Consider the following 22,634-nt stretch of genomic DNA (forward strand, 5'->3'; position numbering starts at 1 on the left):
GTGAATGATTTAGAGGTGAACTATTATGGGCGAACGTATTCCAGCCAAGAATGAAGAGACTCTCTACGTTGACCTGGCGGGTGATCACGATAAGGTGTACAACCGTCACTTATCGAATGGTAAGTTTCTCAAGCTTCGCCGTTTATTTGTTTGGCCTCTCTTATTAGCCTATTTCCTCACCCCGTGGTTGAACTTAATGGAACGTCAGTCTGTTTTGTTTGATCTGCCAGAGCGTAAGTTTCACATTTTTTGGGTAACGTTTTATCCGCAGGATGGTATCTTGCTGGCATTCCTTCTCATTATTTCAGCTTTCACTCTTTTCGCTGTGACCAATGTTTTTGGGCGCGTTTGGTGCGGCTTTACCTGTCCGCAGACCGTCTGGACCCAGATCTTCATGTGGCTTGAGTACAAGACAGAGGGAGATCGCGGTAAGCGGATGAAGCTCGATAAGACGCCTTGGAATGTGGAGAAAATTACCAGAAAAGGCGCCAAGCATGGCTCGTGGATATTGGTCGGCTTCCTTACTGGTTTAACCTTCGTGGGCTATTTCACCCCTATTCGTGAGCTTGTGGTAGATCTTTTCACCTTTAGCGCAGCACCCTCTGCGGTGTTCTGGGTCATGTTCTTTTTGATTGCTACCTATGCCAACGCCGGTTTTCTCCGTGAGCAGGTGTGTAAGTACATGTGTCCTTACGCCCGTTTTCAGTCGGTGATGTATGACGCCAATACCTTAGTGGTTACCTATGACGAGAAACGCGGTGAAAATCGTGGGCCACGTAAGCCGAAGGTCGATTATAAGGAGCAAGGGCTTGGAGACTGTATTGACTGCACCTGGTGTGTTCAGGTTTGCCCGGTAGATATCGATATCCGTGACGGTTTACAGTACGAATGTATCAACTGTGGTTTATGCGTCGATGCCTGTGATTCGATCATGGATAAGATGGGCTATGAGCGAGGGCTGATTAGCTTTACCACCGAGAACAATATTGCGGGCGGTAAAACTAAGTTCATTCGTCCGCGATTAATTGGTTATGTATTCTTTATTCTGCTGATGACAGGCGCTCTGGTAACCACGTTAGTGCAGCGAGTTCCGATGGAAGCGGATATCGAACGCGATCGAAACGTCATGCACCGGATCAACAACTCCGGCTTTATCGAGAATCCGTATCGGGTGAAAATCGTCAACATGTTGAGTGATACGCACCGCTATGAATTACGTATAATCGGTAATGAGCAGTTTGTCTTATCTGGTGACACCTCAATTGAGGTTGAAGGCGGAGAAGTAAAAGAAGGTATCATTCTGATTACTGTTGATCCAGCTGATATCAATCGTCTTCGCTACGACATCGAGGTTGAAGTCAGAGCAATCGATGACCCTAGCTTAGTGAAGATCATAGAGACGCGCTTTATGGCGCCACAGGTACGGTAATGAAAGATTCTAAGGTAGACGACATTCCTGAAGATACCCGTTGGTTTAAACAGCCTTGGGCACTCTTTGTTTTGGGGATATTGCTCGTTGATGTGGTATTTGCGCTAATCTTTGTCGGTCGTTCGATTAGTGGCGCCGACGACGTGGTAGCGAGTGACTACTACAAACAGGGTCTTGCCATCAACGAACGTATAGCCAAGCAAGATCGTGCGCAGGAGCTAGATCTAAAGGCTGCGGTAGCCTTTGAACAAGCAGGTGAGGTGGTGGAGGTCTCCATCGATTTCAATAAGCTCTCAGAGCTCGAAGACACCGTGATCCTGCGTTTGATTCACCCTGTATCCGAGGATCTCGATCAACAGTTTATTCTCCAGCGTGCAGACGGTAATTTGCATTTTGAAGGACTTGGCGAAGGTGATTTATCTCACCGTTGGTACATTCAAATTGAGCCACTTTCTCGCACCTCCTGGCTGCTGAACGGCGAGTTAGACCTTTCCGTCAGAAATACTGTGCGGCTCGAGGCAAATGACAACTAGTTGCTTTCACTGTAACGAGCCTGTTCCCAAAGGCACTAACCTTTTCGTGAGCTTCGATAGCTCGTCCCATCCCGTCTGTTGTGCTGGGTGCCAAGCGGTTGCTGAGATGATTCTAAGTGATGGTTTCGGCGCCTATTACAAGCATCGCGACGAACCTGCCATTCGCCCAGACGAACATCGTTTCGATTGGGAAATTTTCGATGACTCAGCGTTCCAAAAGGATTTTTGTCGCCAACTCGAGACCGGATCCTATCGCGTAGACCTGTTAGTCGAAGGGATTACGTGTTCAGCGTGTGCCTGGCTTATAGAAAAACGCCTAGAGCAAACACCGGGCGCCATTGAGCCGCAGGTTGTGACCGCAAGCCATCGCCTGCGTTTTAGTTGGGACCCTAGTCGCGCCAAGCTCAGTACGATTTTGCAGGCGCTGAGCGCACTGGGCTATCGAGTTCGACCTTGGAATGAGGAAAATGCGGCGGAACACTTCGCTACAGAACTTCGTTCGTTGCTGTTTAAGGTCGGGCTTGCAGGTATCGCTTTTCTTCAAGTGATGATGTTCGCGGTAGCGCTATATGCCGGGGAAATGAGTGGTATTGACGAATCGCACCGATCGCTCATGCGCTGGTTTAGTTTAGCGATCTCAATACCCGTAGTATTCTATTCCGCAGAGCCGTTTTTTAGCGGCGCATTCCGGGCGCTTAAAGGTCGATCCCTAACTATGGAGGTGCCTGTCGCTATTGCCATTAGCTTAGCGTGGGGTTCCAGTATCGTGGCCACCATCAGCAATTCCGGTGAAGTGTATTTCGACTCGGTGGTGATGTTCGTATTCTTCCTTCTCTCGGGAAGGTATTTGGAACACCGAGCGCAGCATCGTGAGCGACAAACACTCTTTTCCTTGGCGGCCTGGCTGCCCAGTTCAGCATTACGCTTTGTTGATGGCGGATTCCAGTGGGTGCCATCGATGGCGATTCGCCAAGGCGATCTCATCCAGGTTCTTAAGGGCGAAACCGCGCCAGCGGATGGGGTGTTGGAATCTGATACTGCATACCTGGATGAGTCATTGCTCACGGGTGAACACCTTGCGCTAAAGAAGCTCACGGGTGACCGAATTTTTGCGGGGACTATTAACACCGGCGAAAGTTTTTGCTATCGCATGGATACGCCTACCGAACAATCTCAAGCGGCCAAGATCAATGAGCTACTTGGTGCCGCGGCAAATGATAAGCCACCTATTACCCAGCTTGTAGATAGGATCGCTGGGGCTTTCGTTGCGAGTGTGCTCGTTATTGCTGCCGGTAGCTATTGGTATTGGTCCGCTAGCGCACCCCAGGATGCATTCTGGATTGCGCTCTCAGTATTGGTTGTGACCTGTCCCTGTGCTCTGAGTTTGGCCACTCCTGTAGCGATAACGTCGTCAATCTTAGGGTTCAAGAAGCAGGGGATACTGGTTACTCAAGCTCGCTCTCTACAGGTCATTGATCGTGTTGATACGCTCTTCTTGGATAAAACGGGAACGTTAACGACGGGCGAGTTAAGGGTAGAGTCTCACGAGATTTTAAACACATCGTACTCCGTGGACAGGGTGTTGGATATTGCTTCGGCATTAGAGCGTGAATCCTCGCATCCCATTGCGTCAGCGTTTAACGGTCGCGATACTACTATTATCCCAACTGGCCTAGAGGTCGTCGTGGGAGAAGGTGTGAAGGCTGTGATTGACGACCAGGAGTGGCGCATTGGCCAGCCTGGCTTTTGTGATCCTCAGGCGCAGCCCGAAGCGGTGGTCGCGATGAGTGTCAACGGAACATTAATCGCCAAGTTTGTCATTGCTGATACGCTTCGCGAGGACATTTTTAATGAGATAGCGGCGCTCAAGGCGCAGGGTATGGAAGTTGTACTAGTTTCTGGTGATCATCAAGATACCGTGGCGAGTGTCGCGAAAGCAGCGGGCATTGACTTCTTCTATGCGGCACAAAAACCCGAGGATAAGTACCGTTTACTACAACGCTACCGAGGGCAGGGGCGAAGGGTCTTGATGGTAGGCGATGGGTTGAATGATGTCCCAGTGATAGGTGGCGCGGATGTATCGGTGGCGATGAGTTCCGGCGCTGCGCTAGCTCGCTGTCATGCCGATGTCGTATTGAACGCAGACCAAGGCGTTGGCTTGGCAAATCTATTTAAGAGTGCGAAGCGTCTAAATCTGACCATTAAACAGAACCTAGGCTGGGCGTTGCTCTATAATCTGGTAGCATTACCGCTTGCAGTGATGGGCTTTGTCCCACCGTGGGCGGCAGCCATTGGCATGAGCCTGTCGAGTTTGATTGTGGTGTTAAATGCTTTGAAGTTGAGTAGATAAATGGAAAGTCTGTACCTGTTAATACCCATCGCACTGGTCATCTTTGCACTCATTATAGCGTTGCTGTTTTGGGCTGTCCGCTCAGGCCAGTTCGACGATCTAGAGCGGGAAGGCGGACGAATTCTATTTGATGACGACCTAGAGGAAAGCAAGCGTGATGATTGAGGCAATTCTTGCTGCCTTTATTTTCGGTTTAGCTGGCTCCACTCACTGTTTGTCAATGTGTGGCGGCATCGCGATGGCCGTGACAGTGGGCGGTAATCAAGCTAATCGTTTGCTGGCGCTAAGTTATAATCTAGGCCGATTAGCTTGCTATCTATTGCTAGGCTTTCTCGTTGGGTTTTTAGGTGAATTAATTGCCTTCAGCGCCGAGACCGGAATTGTCTTACGTTTCATCGCCGCCGCGCTGCTTGTTGCAATGGGCGTCTATTTACTTGGCTTCAAGCAAGTTTTAGGTTGGCTAGAAAGACTTGGCGCCAAGGCGATTTGGCAACCTCTACGCCCGATAGCAAGTAAATTCCTACCAATCCGTAACCATCGCGGTAGCCTCGTTGCTGGCGCAATCTGGGGATTATTACCCTGTGGCATGGTGTACACCGCACTGGCCTGGTCTACTGCAAGTGCCTCACCATTAACAGGCGCGTTGACTATGCTCGCCTTCGGGTTGGGAACCTTTCCGGCAATGCTAGGTGTCGCGCTTCTGGGTGGCTTAGGTAGTTGGTTTAAAAGCCCCGTGGTGCGGAGCGTTTTGGGTGTCCTACTTATTCTTTTTGGAACCTTCAATGCCTTTCAGCAGATGGCCAGATTAACGGTCGATCCGATTGACAATTCACATCACCATCAGCATCACTAGTCATTTTGATTGAAAACTAAACACATCGATTGGAAATCAACCAAAAAAAGGTTGTATCCTTGATTTCTTAGATTTATATTGGGTATGCACATCAGCAATACCTATATAAAAATAAGAAGTCGAGGTGTTTTATGTTTGCTTATATTTGGGGTTTCTATACCAACCCAGAATCTACTTGGAACAAGATTGCTAATCTGGATGAGAATGCCTTAAAGCGTTGTCTTCCCTATGTGATTTTGCTCGCTATGCTTCCACCCATTGCGTTCGTCTACGGCGTCACCCAAACGGGTTGGCAGATTACGCGTGGTGGTGATCTCTTTCTGATGACCGTTGATAGCGCGCTACAAATCGGCGTACTTTACTATGCAGCGCTCGTCGCAGCAGTGGTAGGTGTGGGTTATATGATTCATTGGATGTCAAAAACCTATGGCGCCACCACTATCATCTCAAAAGGCGTAATGATTGCAGCGTTCTCTGCCACACCATTGTTTATCCTTGGTGTAGTTGCTATTTATCCAGTAATTTGGATTGCACTGCTTGCTGCAACCTTTGCTGCGGCACACACCGTCTACCTTCTATATTTGGGTATCCCGCGGGTTCTTCGCATCGATGAGGATCGCGGCTTTATGTATGCAACGGCTATCGTAGCAGTAGGATTAGTAGCTGTGGTCGCTACTATGGGTGCAACCGTTATCCTCTGGGATATGTTCGCAATGCCTGACTTCCAACGTCTGAGTATTCGTTAATCGCTACTGATTGATTTACAACGTATCTAAAAAAAGCCCAGTGACTACTGGGCTTTTTTGTGTCTGACGTTTGGTGTTGACATTCGGAACTGATAGGGCGTTGGTGACGTCACTCATAATACACGTTAGCATTAGCCAAGCTTAGGTCCGAATAATTATGAGCGCTTTCTGGTTAATGAATAACACCGGTTGTACGAACCCGCTTACTGCCTTTTTCAGTGGTGGTATTCGCAAATCGACGTGCGTTTAAGCGCAGATCGATAAAGTTCTTGGTAGCGATCAGTAATCCAGTAATGATGAATGCGCCCGGGGGTAGGGCTGCAAGTAGGAAACCGGGGTAACTTTCAGGGAAGACATTGACCGTTGAGTTTAGTGCTATGTCGCCCAGCAGTAGATGCATATTATGGAAAAGGGTCCCATAGGCTAAAAGTTCTCTTAGGCCGCCTAGAATGACCAAAACGATCAGAAAGCCGATGCCCATAGCTAATCCATCGACCGCGCTTCGCACCACACCGTGCTTACTTGCAAAGGCATCCGCTCTGCCGAGGATAGCGCAGTTAGTCACAATCAATGGAATGAAGATGCCAAGAATCTCATAAAGTTCATAGGTGTAGGCTTGCATTAACAGCTGAATGCAGGTGGTGAAACTAGCGATAATCATAACGAATGCCGGTAAACGGATGGCTTCGGTTGCTTGGCGGCGAAATAGACTTACCGCAATATTGGATCCACATAATACAAACAGTGTGGCGAGACCAAGTCCTAACGCGTTGACCACGGAGCCTGTTACTGCGAGAAGCGGGCAGAGACCCAGTAGCTGCACTAGCGCTGGGTTATTTCGCCAAAGGCCATCAAGGCTAATATCGCTCAATGCGGGCTTACTCATAATTCTGTAGCTCCTCTAGCCAATTAGCCTCTGTTGCGATGGCATTTAATGTCCGTTCAACTTGACGAACCACAGCACGAGGGGTAACGGTGGCTCCGGTGAACTGATCGAAGTTCCCACCGTACTTGGCAACATCCCAGCTATCTCTATCCTCAAGCGAATAGGCGAGGTCATCGAAGCTAAAGATCCAATCACTCTTACTTACTTCAATGGCATCGCCTAGCCCGGGAGTTTCCCTATGTGCCAAAACTCGGACTGCGAGAAGGTGACCCCCTTTATTAATAGCGATTAACAGCTTAATTCGGCCAGAATACCCATCTAAGGCGTCACTCGGGATTAGGGCGGCAACGAGCTCATTGTCCTTCGTTGCGAGCAAAACCGGTGATTCATTATGAGTGACGCTCGCTAAAAATTCGGGCATCTCAATCGCGGTTTCATTCAAATTATTGGTGTAGCTATCAGCAGCAATAAGCTGGCCGTAAAGGCGCTGCGCGGCCAGTTCCTGTTGCGTCGCGATTTTATCCTTGGTGAACGAATAGGTTCCGCCGAGTAACAGTGCCGTTGCGATACCGAAGGTAAGCAATCTCGCGACCGCGTCGAAGATTGAGCGTGACGTTTTCATTGATCCGAATCCTTGGCAATCACCGAGATAGCATTTTCGCGTCCGTATGAACGGGGCACCGTATAGTAATCAATAAACGGCGCCGCGAGATTGGCTATTAATACCGCGAAGGCGACGCCATCCGGGTAGTTACCAAAGGCGCGAATTAAATAGATCATTACCCCTACCAAGGCGCCAAATATTAAGCGGCCACGATTACTCGTTGCACCACTTACCGGATCCGTAATAATAAAGAATGCGCCCATCATGGTAGCGCCACTGAACCAGTGAAATAGCGGTGAACCACGGCTATCCGAGCCATCTCCGGTCCAAAACAGTAGTGACATAATTCCCAGAGCGAGTAGCATTGCCACCGGTGCGTGCCAGCTAAACAAGCGACGCTTCAGTAAGTAGAGGCCGCCAATCAGAAATGCTACGTTGATAATCTCGCTCGCGTAACCGGCAACTTTGCCCTTCGCTAACTCTTGGTTGGCTGCAACGGCTTCGGTATAGGTCTGCCCTTGAAGATTTCTGACAATGTCGAGTGGGGTGGCCGCGGTATAACCGTCTATCGACTCACCTCCGAATATGGCAGCCACTGCCACCTCATTAGGAATAGGCGCCGAAAGTTGTTGTGCTTCCGGCCAGCTTGACATGGCGAGTGGAAAAGAAATCAATAGCACCACATACGCGACCATTGCTGGATTAAACGGATTCATTCCTAAGCCGCCAAAAAGTTGTTTGGCAAATACAATGGCAATTATCGCGCCAACAAATGGCAGCCACCAAGCCGCGTAGGGAGGAATCGCTAACGCCAACAATACTGCAGTCAGCAATGCCGAACTATCGAGTAGTGCGCTTCGTACCTTGCGGCCTCTCAATGCTAGGATTACAGCTTCGGCGACTACAGCACCTGCGGCGGCTAGCGCGAGATTAATGAGTGTGCCAACACCGTAAAGCATCGTCATCGCGACCGTTGCCGGAATACAGGCAAAAATCACCAGCCGCATGAGTTGTGCCGTCGATAATGACGACTGTAGGTGGGGGCTAGTTTGCGTCATGATCACGGGTCCATTCTGATAGCTTGGCTGCAATTTTATTGACGGCAGTTCGGAACGCATCGATATGCTCGCTATCCTCGGCTTCAGCCTTACTGAGGCGTGCCTTGGCCTTTTCCAGTCTTGCCTGTAAGCCAAGGTACTGTTGCTGAAGCTTTTCTTCGGGCGACAGCTGTGCTTGGGCGGCAGCAACCTGTTTAGCACGCTCAATGGCTTGAAGTGCCTTGTCCGTGCTGGCTTCTTGTACTGATGGCGTAAACACTTCACTGCTCTGTGTTTCTGCGCGCTTAGCCTCTAACTTGCTAATGCGAAGTTGAAGCTTATCGCGAAGCTGCTGATCATCGTTGTCCACAAGTTGCTGTTGGCAACGAGTGATATTGTCATCTATACGTTTCAGGGCTTCGCGCTGCCGTTCATCGAGACTCTTTTCGGCTCGTGCTGCGGTGAGCGAGTCAATGGCGTTCTCCGCTCGTTCAATATCGGTTGGCGCTGATGTTGATGATGGTGCTGGTGCTGCTGATGATGGTGCTGCTGATGATGAAGCGTTGCCGTGTGTTGCTTCTAGGGACGCTTTATCGGCTGGCCCATTGGACTCAGCTGACCTGCTAGCTGCTGAGTACTCGGCTAATTTAGCCTGTAACTGCTCTTGCTTAAGGACACTCGCTGCACGCTTTGATTGCAGTTGCGGGATCAGACTAGCTTCCTCGCCATGTTCGGAGAGAGTGTCAGCGATTTGTTGATCAATGAACTCAATGCGCTGAGCAATGCTTTTCAGTTGTTTTTGAAGTCGCTCCGACTGCTGGTCTGCCTCGCCCGCTTGTGTTTGTTTAAGCTTGGCTCGAGCGACGGCAAGCGGGTCTGCGACGTCATCGGGCTTGTTGGCTTTCTCGTTAGCTAATGGTGAGTTTGCGGCAGCTTGTTTTGCCAGCTTGGCTTGCTCGGTAGCGGCCTTTCTTGCCAAGCGTTTAGCTTCCTTCTCGGCCTCGGCTGCATCCATACGCTGCTTTCTAAACTCAAAGCGTGCGCGAGCTCGGTCGGAGCGAAGTTGATCTTCGGCAGCTTGCTTAATTGAAGCCTTTGCCGCGCGATAATGCTGAACGAGTGGCAGCTTGCTGGGGCATACATAGGCACAGGCACCGCACTCAATGCAATCATTGAGATGGTAAGCATTAAGTTTGTCGTGATCGTCCGCCTTGCTATACCAATACAACTGTTGCGGTAATAGCTGGGCGGGGCACGCTTCTGCGCATAGACCACAGCGAATGCACTCCGCAGTGGCAGCGGAAGTATCGTAACCCGGAATTAACAGGCAATTCGTCGCTTTCACCACGGGAACATCCAGCGAGGGCAACTCAAAGCCCATCATAGGTCCGCCCATCACCACCTTCGCATTCGAGGCGTCAAAGTTGAGATGTTGCAACAGGTCTTCGACTCTAGTGCCAATCCGAGTATGGAAATTGCCTCGTTGCTCAATGCCTTCGCCGGTGACTGTGGTGATGCGTTCTATCAACGGCTTATCGTCCACCACGGCCTGCTTAATAGCTCTGGCGGTACCCACGTTCTGCATAACGATTCCCAGCGCGGCGGGGATGTCACCACTGGGGACTTCCTTAGCGGTAAGAATTTGAATGAGTTGTTTTTCGCCACCAGAGGGGTATTTAGTCGGGAAACTTGCGATCTCAATCTTCGTGCCGGCACAGGCGATCTTCATGAGGGCAATGGCCTCAGGCTTATTATCTTCAATGCCGATAACAACCGTTGGTGGATTACCAAGTAAATGCGCAAGGATTTCTACGCCGGTTCTAATCTCGTCAGCGTGTTCACGCATGAGCATGTCGTCAGCGGTGATATAAGGCTCGCACTCGGTACCGTTAATGATCAGCGTATCGATAGGTCGTTGCCCATCAAGTTTGACCGCGGTAGGAAAGCTTGCGCCCCCAAGACCGGCAACACCCGCACTACGGATGATATCGAGAAGTTGTCGCTTTCCTAATGCTTGCCAATCTGCTCGCGGGTGGCTATCAATGGGAGTGTCTTGACCATCGGCGGTGAGCGTGATGGCAATATCCTTGAGGCCACTCGGATGGCTGACGAGATGGTAATCGATAGCCTTAACGGTACCTGAGGTTGGGGCATGCACTGCGGTGGACATGAACCCCGTTGAGACGCCAATCTGCTGGCCTTTCAGTACACGGTCACCGACATTAACACATGGCGTAGCCGCCACCCCAATATGTTGCTTCAACGGGATGATGTATTCGGCAAACAGCGGCAAAGTATCTATCTGCTGCTGGTTTGAGAGTGACTTTTGTTCCGGCGGAAACACGCCCCCAGGGATGTCATGGATAATTCGCATTAGCTAATGACTCCCCGTTTATCGGTGGCAATGAGTTCAGGCTGCTTCCAGCTCCAAGAATTGATATCTTCGTCAATCTCTAATAAGTCTATGCAGTCCACGGGGCAGGGTTCAACGCAGAGGTCGCAACCGGTACATTCGTCAACAATTACCGTGTGCATCTGTTTGGCGGCGCCTAAGATGGCGTCTACGGGACACGCTTGGATACACTTCGTACAGCCGATGCACTCATCTTCACGGATATAGGCGATGATCCGCTTGTCCTTCTCTTCACCGTGACTCTCGTCGAGTTCCGGAGCTTCAACACCTAGCAGCTCTGCCAGCTGATTAACGGTTGTTTGTCCGCCCGGAGGACATTTGTTAATCGCATCGCCATTCGCGATGGATTCCGCATAGGGCTTACAACCCGGGAACCCGCATTGCCCACACTGGGTTTGCGGTAACAGGTTGTCAATTTGATCCACAATAGGATCGCCATCAACCTTAAACTTCACCACCGCGTAGCCCAGCACGAGGCCAAACAGAATAGCTAGTAGCGACAACGCAAAGAGCGAGCTGGATAGGATTGATTGGCTGAGGAAATCGAACATCGTTATACCATGCCCGCAAAGCCCATAAAGGCGAGTGACATCAAACCTGCGGTTATCATGCCGATTGCGGCGCCTTGGAAGGGCACAGGAACATCGGCCACGGCTAGACGCTCACGCATAGCGCTAAACAACACTAACACTAACGAAAAGCCAACCGCGGCGCCAAATCCATATAGCGTTGATTCCAAGAAGGTGTGCGCTTTCTGAGTATTTTGGAGCGCCACTCCAAGCACGGCGCAATTCGACGTAATAAGGGGAAGAAATACACCAAGCACTCGGTAGAGCAGAGGGGAAGTTTTTTCGACGAATAGCTTGGTAAATTGCACCACGCCAGCAATCACGACGATAAAAGCAATCGTTTGCAGGTATTCGAGCTCTAGTGGAATCAATAGCCAAGTGTTGACGGCGTAGGAGCAGATCGCCGCCAGTGTCAGTACAAACGTTGTTGCACCACCCATACCGATAGCCGTCTCTAGTTTATTCGACACGCCCATAAACGGGCAAAGTCCTAGGAACTGCACCAGTACGAAATTATTAACTAAGATGGCACCAATTAAGATGACGAAAAAATCTGCCATGAGTCCCTGTTAGAATCCGTGATGTATAGCGCTAAGTTTAGCGCCTAGCCTTATACCTAGCAATAATAGAAAAGCTATTGCCTTATAACCATTTAAACTCGACGAATCACTTAATTCGCATGCCTGGAATGGCACCGCTATCGGGACTCAAGAGATAGATTTCATCGCCGCCCGGACCTGCTGCAGCAACCATACCCTCCGATAGACCAAAGCGCATTTTGCGCGGCGCTAAGTTGGCTACCATCACGGTCAGGCGACCGACTAGATCTTCGGCGTTATAGGCAGATTTAATACCGGCGAAGACGTTACGCTGCTCGCCCCCTAAGTCTAAGGTCAACTGCAGAAGTTTATCCGCACCCTTAACGGATTCAGCGGCAACAATCTTGGCTACACGCAGATCAACCTTGGCGAAATCGTCAAAACTGATTTCCGCTGCGAGGGGGTCTGCCTCAAGCTGACCATTGTTTGCTAGCGTCTCAACTTCCGCAGCGGGCTGTAGTGCCTCCAAGGCGGCTTTAGCATCGTCCATCATGCCATCGATAGCGGGTTGCTCTAAACGCTTCAATAGCGGGCTAAACGTAGCGATTTCATGCTCACCCAGCCAGGCTGGAGCGCTTGTCCATGAGAGCGGTAGTTGAAGGAACTCTGAAATCTTGGTTGCTGTGACAGGTAATACCGGCGACAACCAAGTGGAAAGTGCCGCAAACATGTTAAGCGACTGAACGCACACTGCTAACGCGTCAGCTTGGGTGTCTTCGCTCTTCGCTAAAGACCATGGTTGGTGCTGGGCGATGTACTGATTGGCGAGATCTGCCAACGCCATAATCTCGCGCATTGCCTTGCCGTATTCCCGTGCTTCGTAATAACCTGCAATGCTGCTGTCAGCGGCGATGAATTGCTCCCACAGCGCTATGTCATGTGGTGTGCCGCTTAATTTCCCTGCACCTAACTTATGAACGAACTTGGCCGTTCGACTGGCGATGTTAACGACTTTACCCACCAGGTCAGAGTTCACCCGCTGCATAAAGTCCTCAAGATTTAGATCGATATCATCAACGCCCGCGGAGAGCTTTGCTGCAAAGTAATAGCGAAGGTACTCAGGGTTCATATGATTGAGATAGCTACGGGCATTGATAAACGTGCCACGAGACTTCGACATCTTTTTACCGTTAACGGTGAGGAAGCCGTGCACGTTAACGCCCGTTGGTAGACGGTAGTTAGCCGAATGTAACATTGCCGGCCAAAACAGCGCGTGGAAATTGACAATATCCTTGCCGATGAAATGGTAGAGCTCAGTCTTGGAATCAGCAGACCAGTACTCATCAAAGGATAAGTCGCTACGTTGGTCACAGAGGTTTTTAAAGCTTGCCATGTAGCCGATAGGGGCATCCAGCCAAACGTAAAAAAACTTGCCAGGAGCTCCTGGGATTTCAAACCCGAAATACGGCGCATCACGAGAAATATCCCACGCTTGTAAGCCGCCGTCGAGCCACTCGGATAGCTTATTAGCGACTTCGTTCTGAAGTGTGCCGGATCGAGTCCAAGTTTTAAGAAAATCGCTGAACTGAGGCAAATCAAAGAAAAAATGTTCAGATTCTTTTTCAACGGGGGTAGCGCCAGAGAGCGTTGAAACCGGGTTGATCAAATCCGTTGGTGAATAGGTTGCACCGCAACTCTCACAATTGTCACCGTACTGATCTTCGGTTTTACAACTGGGGCAAGTTCCTTTGATATAGCGATCCGCTAGGAAGATGTTGCGCTCCGGATCAAAGGCCTGAGTAATGGTTTTGCGCGTGATATGCCCGTTAGCCTCGAGCGATAAATAAATACTCTCCGAAAGCGACTTATTCTCACTAGAGTGGGTAGAGTGAAAATTGTCGAAGGCGATATGAAAATCGGCGAAATCCTGCTCATGCTCTGCCTTTACTGCGGCAATTTGCTCCTCCGCGCTCCGACCTAGCTGTTCGGCCTTAAGCATGATGGCTGTACCGTGTGCATCGTCGGCACAGACGTAGGTACATTCGTGGCCTCGCATTTTTTGAAAACGCACCCAGATGTCCGTTTGAATGTACTCAACCAAGTGACCAAGGTGAATTGAACCATTGGCATAGGGAAGGGCACTCGTGACAAGTATTTTACGGGGTGACGTTGACATGCGTTCGGGTAACTCCATTCGATAAAAGGGCAGGACAATTTAAGCGAGATTTTAGCCTAATTGCGCCTTGCTTGAAACAAAACTAACGGTTTTAAAGGTTGAAATTTTGCGGTGCGACGCCATTATGGCGAGAGTCTTAACAAATTTTCCACGGAGCGACCTATGATTAGCCGCGAAAAACTCACTGAGCCCCTGTCACAACTCCTATTCGGTAACAGTCAACAACCGCTATCCAATTGGCTTTCGGACGTTGATATTGGCGAGTCGTCGTGTCGCTTAGTGTTTGCTTTTCCGTGGCCGTGTAAGTCCCAGTGGGAGGACTTAAGCCAGCGGATTGCCGTAGCGCTTGACGACGTTATTGGGTCTCGAGATCTCTCCATTGAGTTTACGATTGCTATTCCCCAATTAGCTATTAAGTCTGAGCGTCCCTTGGTAGCTGGGGTTAAGAATATTCTGCTGGTAGCGTCGGGAAAGGGCGGGGTAGGAAAATCCACTACGACCGTTAACCTTGCTTTGGCACTGCAAGCTGAGGGCGCTCGCGTAGGTATATTAGATGCGGACATCTACGGGCCGAGCATTCCTATGATGTTGGGCGTAGCTGAGGGGACTAGACCACATGTTCAGGCGTCAAAGCACTTTGAGCCCGTGATCGCCCGTGGCCTGCAAACCATGAGCTTGGGCTACCTCACCACCGATAAGACGCCGGCAGTGTGGCGCGGTCCGATGGCGAGTGGCGCGCTAATGCAGATTTTAGAGCAGACGCTGTGGGATGATCTAGATTATTTGGTGGTTGATATGCCACCGGGTACCGGTGATATACAGCTAACCGTGGCGCAGAAGATCGCCGTGTCGGGGGCGCTAATTGTGACCACGCCCCAGGATATAGCACTCTTAGATGCCAAGAAGGCGATTGAAATGTTTAGCAAAGTCACTATTCCTATTGTTGGTCTAGTTGAGAACATGAGTATGCACACCTGTTCGGCATGCGGTCATCAGGAAGCAATTTTCGGCAGCAACGGCGGCGAACGCTTAGCGTCTACCTATGATGCAGAACTATTGGCTAAGCTGCCGCTATCGCTGACAATTCGGCAGTCTGGCGATGCCGGGGAGAGTTTCTTCGCTGAGAGTGGTCCTGAACAATTGGCCTACCAGCAGTTGGCGCTGCGCTGCGGGGAGCGTATCGCGATGATGCCCGCTGCTTCAATGCCTGAGTTTGTCTCGCTGGATGACTAATCTTTACGCTGCGTGCTGTTTGCGGCGTGCAGGGTGCACGGCCCTCTGCGCTAGTGCCAGGGATTTAACCGCCTGAAAGTTCTTCATCCTTTGGCGAGCTCGCCACCAGCGCTTCGTAGAATGCCTGTTCGTTAGTCAAACTTGAGTGAGCTGAGGTTAAGCGAATAGCTACTACCATCTTCGGTATAACGAATACCAGTCATCACACCCGCTAGAGAGGGCGCTAGCCAAACTTCAATGGTCTTATCCTTATCCTCTCGGCGCTGGACGAAAAGTACGGTTGTGATGGTCTCGTCGTTGATTTGCTGTTCGCTAGTGCCTTCACGAACAAAGCGGAGCAGGTCCGACTTACCCCGGCGAATAATAGGGATTTCGACCACCTCATCACCATTAATCGACGCTGCGCTTAGTGCGTATTGATAGGATAAATTATCGAGATATGGCTCATCAATTGGGATGTTGTTTACGCCATGGCGATCTTCGTACAGCACTGTTCCTGGGGTGGTAAAATCGATAGATCGGCTTCGTTTCGAGAGGAAAAAACGTTGATCATAGTGATAGCTATGGGCTGTTATTGTGCCATCTTCAAGGTGGAATAAAGATTCTTCGGAAATTGTACCGAGCGCCGCTTCGAGAATCGTAGAGAGTTTACAACTTCGAGTTGACGTGGCGGCCTCATCTAACTCGCAGGAAAAACGCCGAGTAGCAGTAATGTCGAGGCCCGAGTAGCGCCCTGTATAGGTCGCTTCATAAGATTGCGGTACGGCGGCATTGATGCCTGGCGCGGAAACGAGCAAGCCGCTGAGTAGCAAAAGCTTACATGACAGAACTAAGTGATTTCTTTGCTTTCCCATAAAATTCCCGAATTATCGATGACCTTATCATCGAGTAAAGCGCGACCGTTGTCATAACGCAAGCGATTGTCGCAGAACCAAGAAACCGCGACGGGGAAAATGAGATGTTCAACATTGAATAGGATTCGCTCGGCAAGCATCGGCGCAGTCATGCCCGCTTCAATCGGTGTTTTGCCTTGAATGATTGGCGGCCCGCCATCTAGTTCTGCGGTGACGTAATGAACCGTTGCTCCTGCATAATCATCATCTGCGTCGATGGCGCGCTGATGCGTGTTTAACCCCGGGTATTTAGGTAACAGGCTAGGATGGATGTTGATCAACTTACCAAGATATTTGTCAACGAATACCGGGGTCAAAATGCGCATGAATCCAGCCAGAATGATTAAATCTGGGGAAAATGAATCAACCGCTATAGCTAGTTCGGCTTCGAATTCTTCGCGAGAAGCAAATTGCGTATGGTCAATCGCAATGCCTTTGATACCGTGATCATCGGCTCGATTTAAACACTTTGCATTGGGGATATTCGAAATCACCCCCACAACATTGCCCGCAAACGCTTTACGCTTATCTGCATCAATAATGGCTTGTAAATTGGTTCCGCTGCCCGAAGCCAGCACGATGATACGTTTCATCAAGCGTTCTCCAGCACCACTTCGCTAGCTGCATCGGTAGTAATTCGACCGATAATGATTCCCGGTTCACCCGCAGCGGCTAGCAGCTCAAGGGCCTTATCTGCTTCGTTTTCAGCCACTACAACGGTCATGCCAATGCCGCAGTTAAAGGTGCGGTAAAGTTCGTTGGCCTCAATATTACCTTCACGTTGAAGCCACTCGAATACCGGTGGGAGTGTCCAGCTCCTGCAGTCGATAACAGCCTGTGTACCTTCAGGCAGGACGCGCGGAATGTTTTCTAGTAATCCGCCGCCAGTGATGTGAGCGAGTGCTTTGAATGGCTGCTCTCGGTGTGCTTGGAGTAACGCTTTAACATAGATACGTGTTGGTGCAAGGAGCGCATCGGCGAGCGTTCCGTCATCGAAGGCAGAATCTAAGGTCATCGCGCTTCGTTCTAGTACTTTGCGAATTAACGAGTAACCGTTAGAGTGCGGACCAGATGACTTGAGCCCGATAATGACATCGCCCGCCGCTACGCGACTTCCATCAATCACTTCATCGTGCTCTACGATTCCGGTGGTAAAGCCTGCTAGGTCAAAATCATCGCCCTCGTACATTCCTGGCATTTCTGCCGTTTCGCCGCCGATTAGCGCACATCCAGCTTGAATGCACCCTTCAGCGATGCTTTTGACCACTTGCTCCGCCACATCGAGGTCAAGTTTTGCTGTGGCATAGTAGTCGAGGAAGTAAAGTGGCTCTGCGCCTGCCACCACGACATCATTCACACACATTGCTACCAAATCGATACCGATTCCGTCGTAACGCTTCGCATCAATAGCAAGACGAAGTTTCGTTCCAACACCATCTGTGCCGGAGATTAAAACAGGTTTTCGGTAGCCCTCAGGAAGTGCAAATGCACCCCCAAATCCCCCAAGGCCTCCAAGCACCTCTGGGCGAGATGTGGCGGCACAGGTAGCCTTGATACGATCGACTAACTGATTACCTGCATCAATGTCTACGCCGGCATCGCGATAACTTAAAGGGGTCTTGTTTGACATAGCTCTTTCCGTGTTGTTTGCGCAGCATTAGCGCAGCAAAATATGATTAATGGCGCAAAGTTTACCGTGAGATAGCTAAGATTGAAGTGATTGGGTAATACTACCGAGATGCGTGAGGCGCAGCTTAAACTGAGAGAAAAGTCTGGCTTTGGGCGCTTTATAAGCTGTTGCGTTGATTTAAAGCTTGCTAAACTACCTGCACGATAACTAAGGAATATCTGCTGTGAAAGCATTCATTAATACGATTATTGTGATCTCGTTGGGTTACGCATTCGTGGTTCAGGCTGCAGTCTTGGACGCTAGTGTGATCGTAGAGGATCGAAGCCAGCGGGTTCGTCTGGTAGCGGTCACACAGGCATTCGAGCAAGTGATTCGTTCACGAACCGGCAGTACCAGTGTGCTAGCGGAGCCCTTAGCAGCGCTGTTGGCAGATAGTGATCAATTCGTAGATAACTATGCCTATTCGACCAATGAGGCGGGACTAACCCAACTCGATGTCAGCTTCCAGGAGTTGAAACTTCGCCAAGCGATTATGACCGCTCAAGTTCCCTATTGGCCTGATCAGCGACCGAAGACACTGGTATTGTTGGCTCAGATCACCACGATGAATCGCTCTCCTCATTATATTACTGAAGCTGACGACGCGCTGATCGCTTCGATGGATAAGGCGTTTGAGCAGTACGATCTCAGTATGATAACGCCGATCTGGGACTTGGACGACCGCCTCATTGCTAGTCCGCAGCAGATTTGGGAGCACGATCGAGAGCGGGCGGTAGAGTTGGCAGATAAATATGGCGCTAGCTGTGTGCTTACTGGAGCGGCGTATCTTGATTCGCGTGCTCGTTACCGGATCAACTGGACGTTAGATTGTGCCGGAGAATTGGCTCGGAGTCAGCTGGGCGCGCTAGATATCGAAGGTGCTGCCAATCAGGGGCGCAATTTGGTGGTTAGTCAGTTAGTCGCTCAGCAAGCAGTCGATCTAAGCGGATCGGTGAACACAGTTCTGATGGAGGTGGCTGGGCTTGAGGCCTATTCCTCAGTCGTTTCGTTGCGTAATTATTTAGACGAATTGCTTCACATTAAGCGTTACAATATCCAATCGATTAGCGCGACAGGGCTGCAACTAGAACTTAATTTAGTGGACGATATTGCTAAGTTCCACCAACGGTTGAATCGTGATGGGCTGCTGCAACGCATTGACGACGAACACTACTATTGGGTTGCTGTGAATGTGGAGTGAACGTCCTCAGCAACTCGCGCTGAATGTGAATCTCAATGATGAACCTACTCTCGATAATTTTTTTATCGGAGCCAATCAAACTCGCGGTATTGCTGTGCAAAGTGTGCGTCAGCAGCCTTCGGCCATTGGCGACTTTCTTATTTATCTTTGGGGGCCTGCAGGTGTCGGCAAGACCCATCTAGCAAAAGCCGCTGCTCACCAGTTTGCCCAAGATGGGCTATCCGCAGCCTTTATCCGCTCCTCGGAAGACCTTGTAGCCTTCGCCGCCTCTATCGAGCAGCAGTCTCATGAGTTGGTGATTATCGATAACTTAGAAAACTATCTAGGTTCCAAGCTCATCGAAACCGCACTGTTTGAAATTTATAATTGGCTTCGTGATAGCGGCCGCAGATTATTAGTTACCGCCGAGTCGTCACCACGCCATTTGATTACCGTATTGCGCGATTTAAAATCAAGGCTGACGTGGGGTGGTATCTTTCACCTCGAAAAACTGGCGGACGACGAGTTGATTACTGCGCTCCAGCTGCGTTGTAATAACCGCGGCATGAAACTCAGTGATGAACTTGCCACCTATATCATTCACCGAGCTCCGCGAGACGCGAATGTAATCTTTGCGGTACTAGAGCGACTTGATTCACTTACACTAGAACAAAAGCGGCTGCTAACGATTCCATTTGTTCGTGAAGTCATGGGGTGGTAAGTCGCTACCTTTAGCTACCTTTAGCTACCTTTAGCTACCTTAGCTATCGGCAATACCAACCTTACCCGTAAGCCACCGCTGTCTCGGTTACTCGCAGTAATTTCACCACCGTGTAACTCAACAATCGTTTTACTCAGCGCAAGACCTAGGCCGACGCCACCGTCGGTGCGTCCTCTAACGCTATCAGCGCGAACAAAGGGAGCGAAAATGTCCTTGAGAATCGCCTCGGGCACACCAGGACCACGGTCCAGAATATCAACATTGACCAGATGTTTGTTGCGGGTGACTGTTACGTCTATCTGTCCGGTTGGTTGGTGGCGAAGCGCGTTAGCAATAATATTTCCCACTGCATGGGAGAGCAAATCTCCATGGGAGATAAAGCTAATAGATCGGTCCGGCATTGCTATGCTTAGCCGTTCTTGCTGAGTTTGATCGAACTGTTGTAGGCTGGAATCGAGTACCGCTTTCACGCTAACTCGTTCAGCTAATGGGGTTTCCCCATTGCTAAGGCGTTCCAACTCAAGTAATTCATTAACCATTTTAATGAGCTGGGTTATTTGCCGTTGAATACTTTGCACGTGCTTGGCATTCAGCGAAGCGTCCTTTGCCGTGGCCAGCAGTTCGGCTGCTAACTGAAGGCGGGCAAGCGGTGTGCGAATTTCATGGGCAACATTGCTGATAAGGCGCCTTTGCTTATCAAGCAGTGTCTCAATTTGAATATTCATGTTGCTAAAATCAGCGGCCAAATGCGCTAACTCGTCGTTGCCGGTGGCGAGTTGCTGCAGTTCTTCTTCGTGAAAACGTCCCGCCGCGGTATTGCGAGTTGCCCTAGCAAGGACCTTAACGGGCTTGACAATTAGTCGGCTTATCCACCACGAAACACAGGCTGAGAGAACGAGGGAGAGCAACAAGAGAAATACGACCGAACGCTGAACAAGGGCTACGAATTGTGCCCGTTGACTAAATTTCCCTAGGATTAAAAAACGCAGTGCGGCTCCCTCTCGGGTGTAGATGAGTCGTCCCTGAACGGGTACCCCATTGTGGATGATAGCCACCGCGGGGTTTGCATCGTTAATCAATGCGGCCGTAGCGCTAATGCTTTTGGGGAGGTCGCGCGATAGCAAATCTTCGTTATCTTGGTTAATCAAATAAACCCTTTCACGATCGGGTCGACGAAGTCGATGAGCCCACTCTGCCACCGCGCGTTCGCCGCGAACGGCTGCGATACGAAGCCCGCGACTATAAAGCCGAATACTATCTTGCCGTTCGCTAAAGCGTGGGGTGACTTGCTGGTCGCGATCAGGCAGAGCGAGTTGGTAAAAGGTTGCTACGGCGGCAATTAGAAGCAAACTGCTGCCCCAACTAATCACGAAGCAGCGAAGAAAGAGGCTCATTCTTCGTCCTCGTTGGGAGCGATGACTAATTGATAGCCAACGCCCCGAAGCGCAGTAATTTGATAGCTTCGATCTACCCGCGCAAGTTTCTTTCTTAGATGACTGATATGCACGTCAACCGAGCGATCAAAGGGTAGGCGTTCACGATTGAGCCCTACCTGGCTGAGCTCGTCCTTAGACACAGCACGCCCTTGATGTTCTATTAGGACAGCTAGTAGCTTCATTTCAGCGATCGTCACCTTAAGATCAATATCGTGTAGAGAAGCTTTTAATTGAACAGCGTTTACCGTTAATCCGTGTAATACCAATCTATCGGCAGTTGATGGCTCGGTGTAGAAGCGTCGGAGCACAGCGCGAATTCGGGCTACAAGTTCTCGGGGGTTACAAGGTTTAGCGAGGTAATCGTCGGCGCCTAACTCAAGCCCAATGATACGATCGACATCATCGCCTTTGGCCGTAAGCATAATGACGCTGACAGCTAGATGTTGCTGCCTAATACGTTTTAAAATTTCGATACCATCGAGCCCCGGCATCATGACATCGAGTAGGATGAGGTCGTAGTTGGACGTATGGTTAATCTCGTTCCAAGCTTGGTTTCCATCAGCAGCGTGAACCACATTGAAGTTCTGTTGCGTTAGATACTCACAGAGTAATTCTGCGAGCTCTAGATCGTCTTCGGCGAGAAGAATGTTTTGCTTGGATGTTGTGTCACTCATGTCTCTATAATGCGACTTAAGGGGTTGTTTGCCAAGCCGCTAATCTACTCTTTACCTTTCTTAACCTCAGTTAACACGACCTAACAGACCTTTACTGAGGGTCTCGTTAAGGTAGCACTGAAAGTAACAGAAAAAGGTGTCTGTTATAGGCGCTACTATTTTTAGACGTTTGGAGTAGATGATGAATAAATTGAGACTAGGAATCGCTGCACTCATTACCGGGCTAACACTCAGCCAGGGAGTAATGGCTCATAGTGAACGAGGTGATCGCGGTGAGAGAGGGCATCGGGCTGATGGGCCTCGCTGCGAATACGATGCAAACTTCGACCAACGTACTTTGCGCGGACTCGAATTGAGTGAGGAGCAACGGGAACAAATCAAAGGCATGATGGAACTCCATCGAGATCAACATAAAACAGAACGAGACGAAGTAAAGGCGGCTCGGGACAACTTAAGGCAATTAGCGCAGTCCGAAGCGTTGGATCAAAGTGCACTAGTTAATGCGGCTAATGAGTTAGCAATGATTGAAGCACGACAGCGAGTGGCGCGAATAACTTTGCTTCACGAGGTAAAGCAAGTGCTTAACGAAGAACAACGCGCTGAGTTAGCGGCGCGTCGGGGGCGTTAAGTTGCACTCTTCAGGGTAGAATTAGCGATCACGCCACAGGATTTACTTGGCTCAATAGAGGGTGT

22 protein-coding genes are annotated in these 22,634 nt (G+C 50.0%); 10 read left to right on the top strand and 12 right to left on the bottom strand.

All coding sequences use genetic code 11. From position 1 onward, the window contains the following. Positions 1–25 precede the first annotated feature (25 nt). From ccoG to Q0698_RS09260, 6 genes are all read left to right on the top strand, one after another. Positions 26–1,429 (top strand): cytochrome c oxidase accessory protein CcoG, encoded by a 1,404-nt coding sequence (gene ccoG / locus Q0698_RS09235; RefSeq protein WP_298636038.1) that lies wholly within the window; start codon positions 26–28, stop codon positions 1,427–1,429. Further along, a complete protein-coding gene (locus Q0698_RS09240; RefSeq protein ID WP_298636040.1) occupies positions 1,429–1,962 on the top strand; it encodes a FixH family protein in 534 nt (177 codons plus the stop codon). The genes ccoG and Q0698_RS09240 overlap by 1 nt, the downstream gene beginning before the upstream one ends. After that, a complete protein-coding gene (locus Q0698_RS09245; protein ID WP_298636042.1) occupies positions 1,952–4,312 on the top strand; it encodes a heavy metal translocating P-type ATPase in 2,361 nt (786 codons plus the stop codon). Before Q0698_RS09240 ends, Q0698_RS09245 begins: the two co-directional genes overlap by 11 nt. Further along, positions 4,313–4,477: a cbb3-type cytochrome oxidase assembly protein CcoS gene (gene ccoS, locus Q0698_RS09250; RefSeq protein ID WP_298636046.1), complete on the top strand. Its 165-nt coding sequence runs from the start codon at positions 4,313–4,315 to the stop codon at positions 4,475–4,477. Continuing rightward, positions 4,470–5,165, top strand: a complete 696-nt coding sequence (locus tag Q0698_RS09255) for a sulfite exporter TauE/SafE family protein (RefSeq protein ID WP_298636048.1) — start codon at positions 4,470–4,472, stop codon at positions 5,163–5,165. The genes ccoS and Q0698_RS09255 overlap by 8 nt, the downstream gene beginning before the upstream one ends. 131 nt (positions 5,166–5,296) lie before the next feature. Next, a complete protein-coding gene (locus Q0698_RS09260) occupies positions 5,297–5,911 on the top strand; it encodes a Yip1 family protein (protein ID WP_298636050.1) in 615 nt (204 codons plus the stop codon). 172 nt (positions 5,912–6,083) lie between these two features. On the opposite strand, the gene Q0698_RS09265 is transcribed toward Q0698_RS09260, so the two are convergent. The 7 genes from Q0698_RS09265 to metG all read right to left on the bottom strand — a co-directional run bounded on the left by Q0698_RS09265 (position 6,084) and on the right by metG (position 14,135). Beyond that, entirely contained in the window at positions 6,084–6,797 is a 714-nt protein-coding gene (locus Q0698_RS09265; protein WP_298636052.1) for an electron transport complex subunit E, read from the bottom strand. Next, complete coding sequence (rsxG, locus tag Q0698_RS09270) at positions 6,790–7,419, bottom strand: electron transport complex subunit RsxG (RefSeq protein WP_298636054.1); 630 nt, start codon at positions 7,417–7,419, stop codon at positions 6,790–6,792. The genes Q0698_RS09265 and rsxG overlap by 8 nt, the downstream gene beginning before the upstream one ends. Then, on the bottom strand, positions 7,416–8,459 hold the full coding sequence (locus tag Q0698_RS09275; protein ID WP_298636055.1) for an RnfABCDGE type electron transport complex subunit D: 1,044 nt from the start codon (positions 8,457–8,459) through the stop codon (positions 7,416–7,418). Before Q0698_RS09275 ends, rsxG begins: the two co-directional genes overlap by 4 nt. After that, positions 8,446–10,812, bottom strand: a complete 2,367-nt coding sequence (rsxC, locus tag Q0698_RS09280; protein WP_298636057.1) for an electron transport complex subunit RsxC — start codon at positions 10,810–10,812, stop codon at positions 8,446–8,448. The genes Q0698_RS09275 and rsxC overlap by 14 nt, the downstream gene beginning before the upstream one ends. After that, on the bottom strand, positions 10,812–11,402 hold the full coding sequence (gene rsxB / locus Q0698_RS09285; RefSeq protein WP_298636059.1) for an electron transport complex subunit RsxB: 591 nt from the start codon (positions 11,400–11,402) through the stop codon (positions 10,812–10,814). The genes rsxC and rsxB overlap by 1 nt, the downstream gene beginning before the upstream one ends. Positions 11,403–11,404: 2 nt before the next feature. After that, complete coding sequence (rsxA, locus tag Q0698_RS09290; protein ID WP_298636061.1) at positions 11,405–11,980, bottom strand: electron transport complex subunit RsxA; 576 nt, start codon at positions 11,978–11,980, stop codon at positions 11,405–11,407. Between the two features lie 106 nt (positions 11,981–12,086). Then, positions 12,087–14,135 (bottom strand): methionine--tRNA ligase, encoded by a 2,049-nt coding sequence (gene metG, locus Q0698_RS09295; protein ID WP_298636063.1) that lies wholly within the window; start codon positions 14,133–14,135, stop codon positions 12,087–12,089. A gap of 162 nt (positions 14,136–14,297) precedes the next feature. Here metG and apbC point away from each other — a divergent pair, with 162 nt between their 5' ends. After that, complete coding sequence (gene apbC / locus Q0698_RS09300) at positions 14,298–15,368, top strand: iron-sulfur cluster carrier protein ApbC (RefSeq protein ID WP_298636066.1); 1,071 nt, start codon at positions 14,298–14,300, stop codon at positions 15,366–15,368. A 131-nt stretch (positions 15,369–15,499) separates the two neighbouring features. Here the strand turns inward: apbC and Q0698_RS09305 are convergent, their stop codons facing one another. The 3 genes from Q0698_RS09305 to purM are packed head-to-tail and all read right to left on the bottom strand — an operon-like array spanning position 15,500 to position 17,891. Then, complete coding sequence (locus tag Q0698_RS09305; RefSeq protein WP_298636067.1) at positions 15,500–16,222, bottom strand: DUF3108 domain-containing protein; 723 nt, start codon at positions 16,220–16,222, stop codon at positions 15,500–15,502. After that, positions 16,198–16,854 (bottom strand): phosphoribosylglycinamide formyltransferase, encoded by a 657-nt coding sequence (gene purN / locus Q0698_RS09310; RefSeq protein ID WP_298636070.1) that lies wholly within the window; start codon positions 16,852–16,854, stop codon positions 16,198–16,200. The genes Q0698_RS09305 and purN overlap by 25 nt, the downstream gene beginning before the upstream one ends. Further along, positions 16,854–17,891, bottom strand: coding sequence for a phosphoribosylformylglycinamidine cyclo-ligase (gene purM / locus Q0698_RS09315; protein ID WP_298636073.1), 1,038 nt, complete (start codon positions 17,889–17,891; stop codon positions 16,854–16,856). Before purM ends, purN begins: the two co-directional genes overlap by 1 nt. Before the next feature lie 223 nt (positions 17,892–18,114). Here purM and Q0698_RS09320 point away from each other — a divergent pair, with 223 nt between their 5' ends. Together Q0698_RS09320 and hda are read left to right on the top strand one after the other, a co-directional pair. Continuing rightward, positions 18,115–19,131 carry a DUF2066 domain-containing protein gene (locus Q0698_RS09320; protein ID WP_298636075.1) on the top strand — a complete coding sequence of 339 codons (1,017 nt, stop codon included), beginning with the start codon at positions 18,115–18,117 and terminating at the stop codon, positions 19,129–19,131. Further along, on the top strand, positions 19,121–19,831 hold the full coding sequence (gene hda / locus Q0698_RS09325) for a DnaA regulatory inactivator Hda (RefSeq protein ID WP_298636078.1): 711 nt from the start codon (positions 19,121–19,123) through the stop codon (positions 19,829–19,831). The genes Q0698_RS09320 and hda overlap by 11 nt, the downstream gene beginning before the upstream one ends. Before the next feature lie 20 nt (positions 19,832–19,851). Here hda and Q0698_RS09330 read toward each other — a convergent pair whose 3' ends face one another. Together Q0698_RS09330 and Q0698_RS09335 are read right to left on the bottom strand one after the other, a co-directional pair. Then, positions 19,852–21,225, bottom strand: a complete 1,374-nt coding sequence (locus Q0698_RS09330; RefSeq protein ID WP_298636080.1) for a HAMP domain-containing sensor histidine kinase — start codon at positions 21,223–21,225, stop codon at positions 19,852–19,854. After that, the gene (locus Q0698_RS09335) at positions 21,222–21,941 is read right to left on the bottom strand and encodes a response regulator transcription factor (RefSeq protein ID WP_298636083.1); all 720 of its coding nucleotides are present in this window, start codon (positions 21,939–21,941) and stop codon (positions 21,222–21,224) included. The genes Q0698_RS09330 and Q0698_RS09335 overlap by 4 nt, the downstream gene beginning before the upstream one ends. A gap of 178 nt (positions 21,942–22,119) precedes the next feature. Here Q0698_RS09335 and Q0698_RS09340 point away from each other — a divergent pair, with 178 nt between their 5' ends. Beyond that, a complete protein-coding gene (locus tag Q0698_RS09340) occupies positions 22,120–22,569 on the top strand; it encodes a Spy/CpxP family protein refolding chaperone (protein WP_298636085.1) in 450 nt (149 codons plus the stop codon). Positions 22,570–22,634: the final 65 nt, after the last annotated feature.

Source organism: uncultured Umboniibacter sp. (genome assembly GCF_947497555.1).
Classification (GTDB): domain Bacteria; phylum Pseudomonadota; class Gammaproteobacteria; order Pseudomonadales; family DSM-25080; genus Umboniibacter.

Bases quoted from the DNA above. Each gene is read 5' to 3' on its own strand.
- ccoG (WP_298636038.1), top strand. From the start codon at position 26: ATGGGCGAACGTATTCCAGCCAAGAATGAAGAGACTCTCTACGTTGAC.
- Q0698_RS09240 (WP_298636040.1), top strand. From the start codon at position 1,429: ATGAAAGATTCTAAGGTAGACGACATTCCTGAAGATACCCGTTGGTTT.
- Q0698_RS09245 (WP_298636042.1), top strand. From the start codon at position 1,952: ATGACAACTAGTTGCTTTCACTGTAACGAGCCTGTTCCCAAAGGCACT.
- ccoS (WP_298636046.1), top strand. From the start codon at position 4,313: ATGGAAAGTCTGTACCTGTTAATACCCATCGCACTGGTCATCTTTGCA.
- Q0698_RS09255 (WP_298636048.1), top strand. From the start codon at position 4,470: ATGATTGAGGCAATTCTTGCTGCCTTTATTTTCGGTTTAGCTGGCTCC.
- Q0698_RS09260 (WP_298636050.1), top strand. From the start codon at position 5,297: ATGTTTGCTTATATTTGGGGTTTCTATACCAACCCAGAATCTACTTGG.
- Q0698_RS09265 (WP_298636052.1), bottom strand. From the start codon at position 6,797: ATGAGTAAGCCCGCATTGAGCGATATTAGCCTTGATGGCCTTTGGCGA.
- rsxG (WP_298636054.1), bottom strand. From the start codon at position 7,419: ATGAAAACGTCACGCTCAATCTTCGACGCGGTCGCGAGATTGCTTACC.
- Q0698_RS09275 (WP_298636055.1), bottom strand. From the start codon at position 8,459: ATGACGCAAACTAGCCCCCACCTACAGTCGTCATTATCGACGGCACAA.
- rsxC (WP_298636057.1), bottom strand. From the start codon at position 10,812: ATGCGAATTATCCATGACATCCCTGGGGGCGTGTTTCCGCCGGAACAA.
- rsxB (WP_298636059.1), bottom strand. From the start codon at position 11,402: ATGTTCGATTTCCTCAGCCAATCAATCCTATCCAGCTCGCTCTTTGCG.
- rsxA (WP_298636061.1), bottom strand. From the start codon at position 11,980: ATGGCAGATTTTTTCGTCATCTTAATTGGTGCCATCTTAGTTAATAAT.
- metG (WP_298636063.1), bottom strand. From the start codon at position 14,135: ATGTCAACGTCACCCCGTAAAATACTTGTCACGAGTGCCCTTCCCTAT.
- apbC (WP_298636066.1), top strand. From the start codon at position 14,298: ATGATTAGCCGCGAAAAACTCACTGAGCCCCTGTCACAACTCCTATTC.
- Q0698_RS09305 (WP_298636067.1), bottom strand. From the start codon at position 16,222: ATGGGAAAGCAAAGAAATCACTTAGTTCTGTCATGTAAGCTTTTGCTA.
- purN (WP_298636070.1), bottom strand. From the start codon at position 16,854: ATGAAACGTATCATCGTGCTGGCTTCGGGCAGCGGAACCAATTTACAA.
- purM (WP_298636073.1), bottom strand. From the start codon at position 17,891: ATGTCAAACAAGACCCCTTTAAGTTATCGCGATGCCGGCGTAGACATT.
- hda (WP_298636078.1), top strand. From the start codon at position 19,121: ATGTGGAGTGAACGTCCTCAGCAACTCGCGCTGAATGTGAATCTCAAT.
- Q0698_RS09330 (WP_298636080.1), bottom strand. From the start codon at position 21,225: ATGAGCCTCTTTCTTCGCTGCTTCGTGATTAGTTGGGGCAGCAGTTTG.
- Q0698_RS09335 (WP_298636083.1), bottom strand. From the start codon at position 21,941: ATGAGTGACACAACATCCAAGCAAAACATTCTTCTCGCCGAAGACGAT.
- Q0698_RS09340 (WP_298636085.1), top strand. From the start codon at position 22,120: ATGATGAATAAATTGAGACTAGGAATCGCTGCACTCATTACCGGGCTA.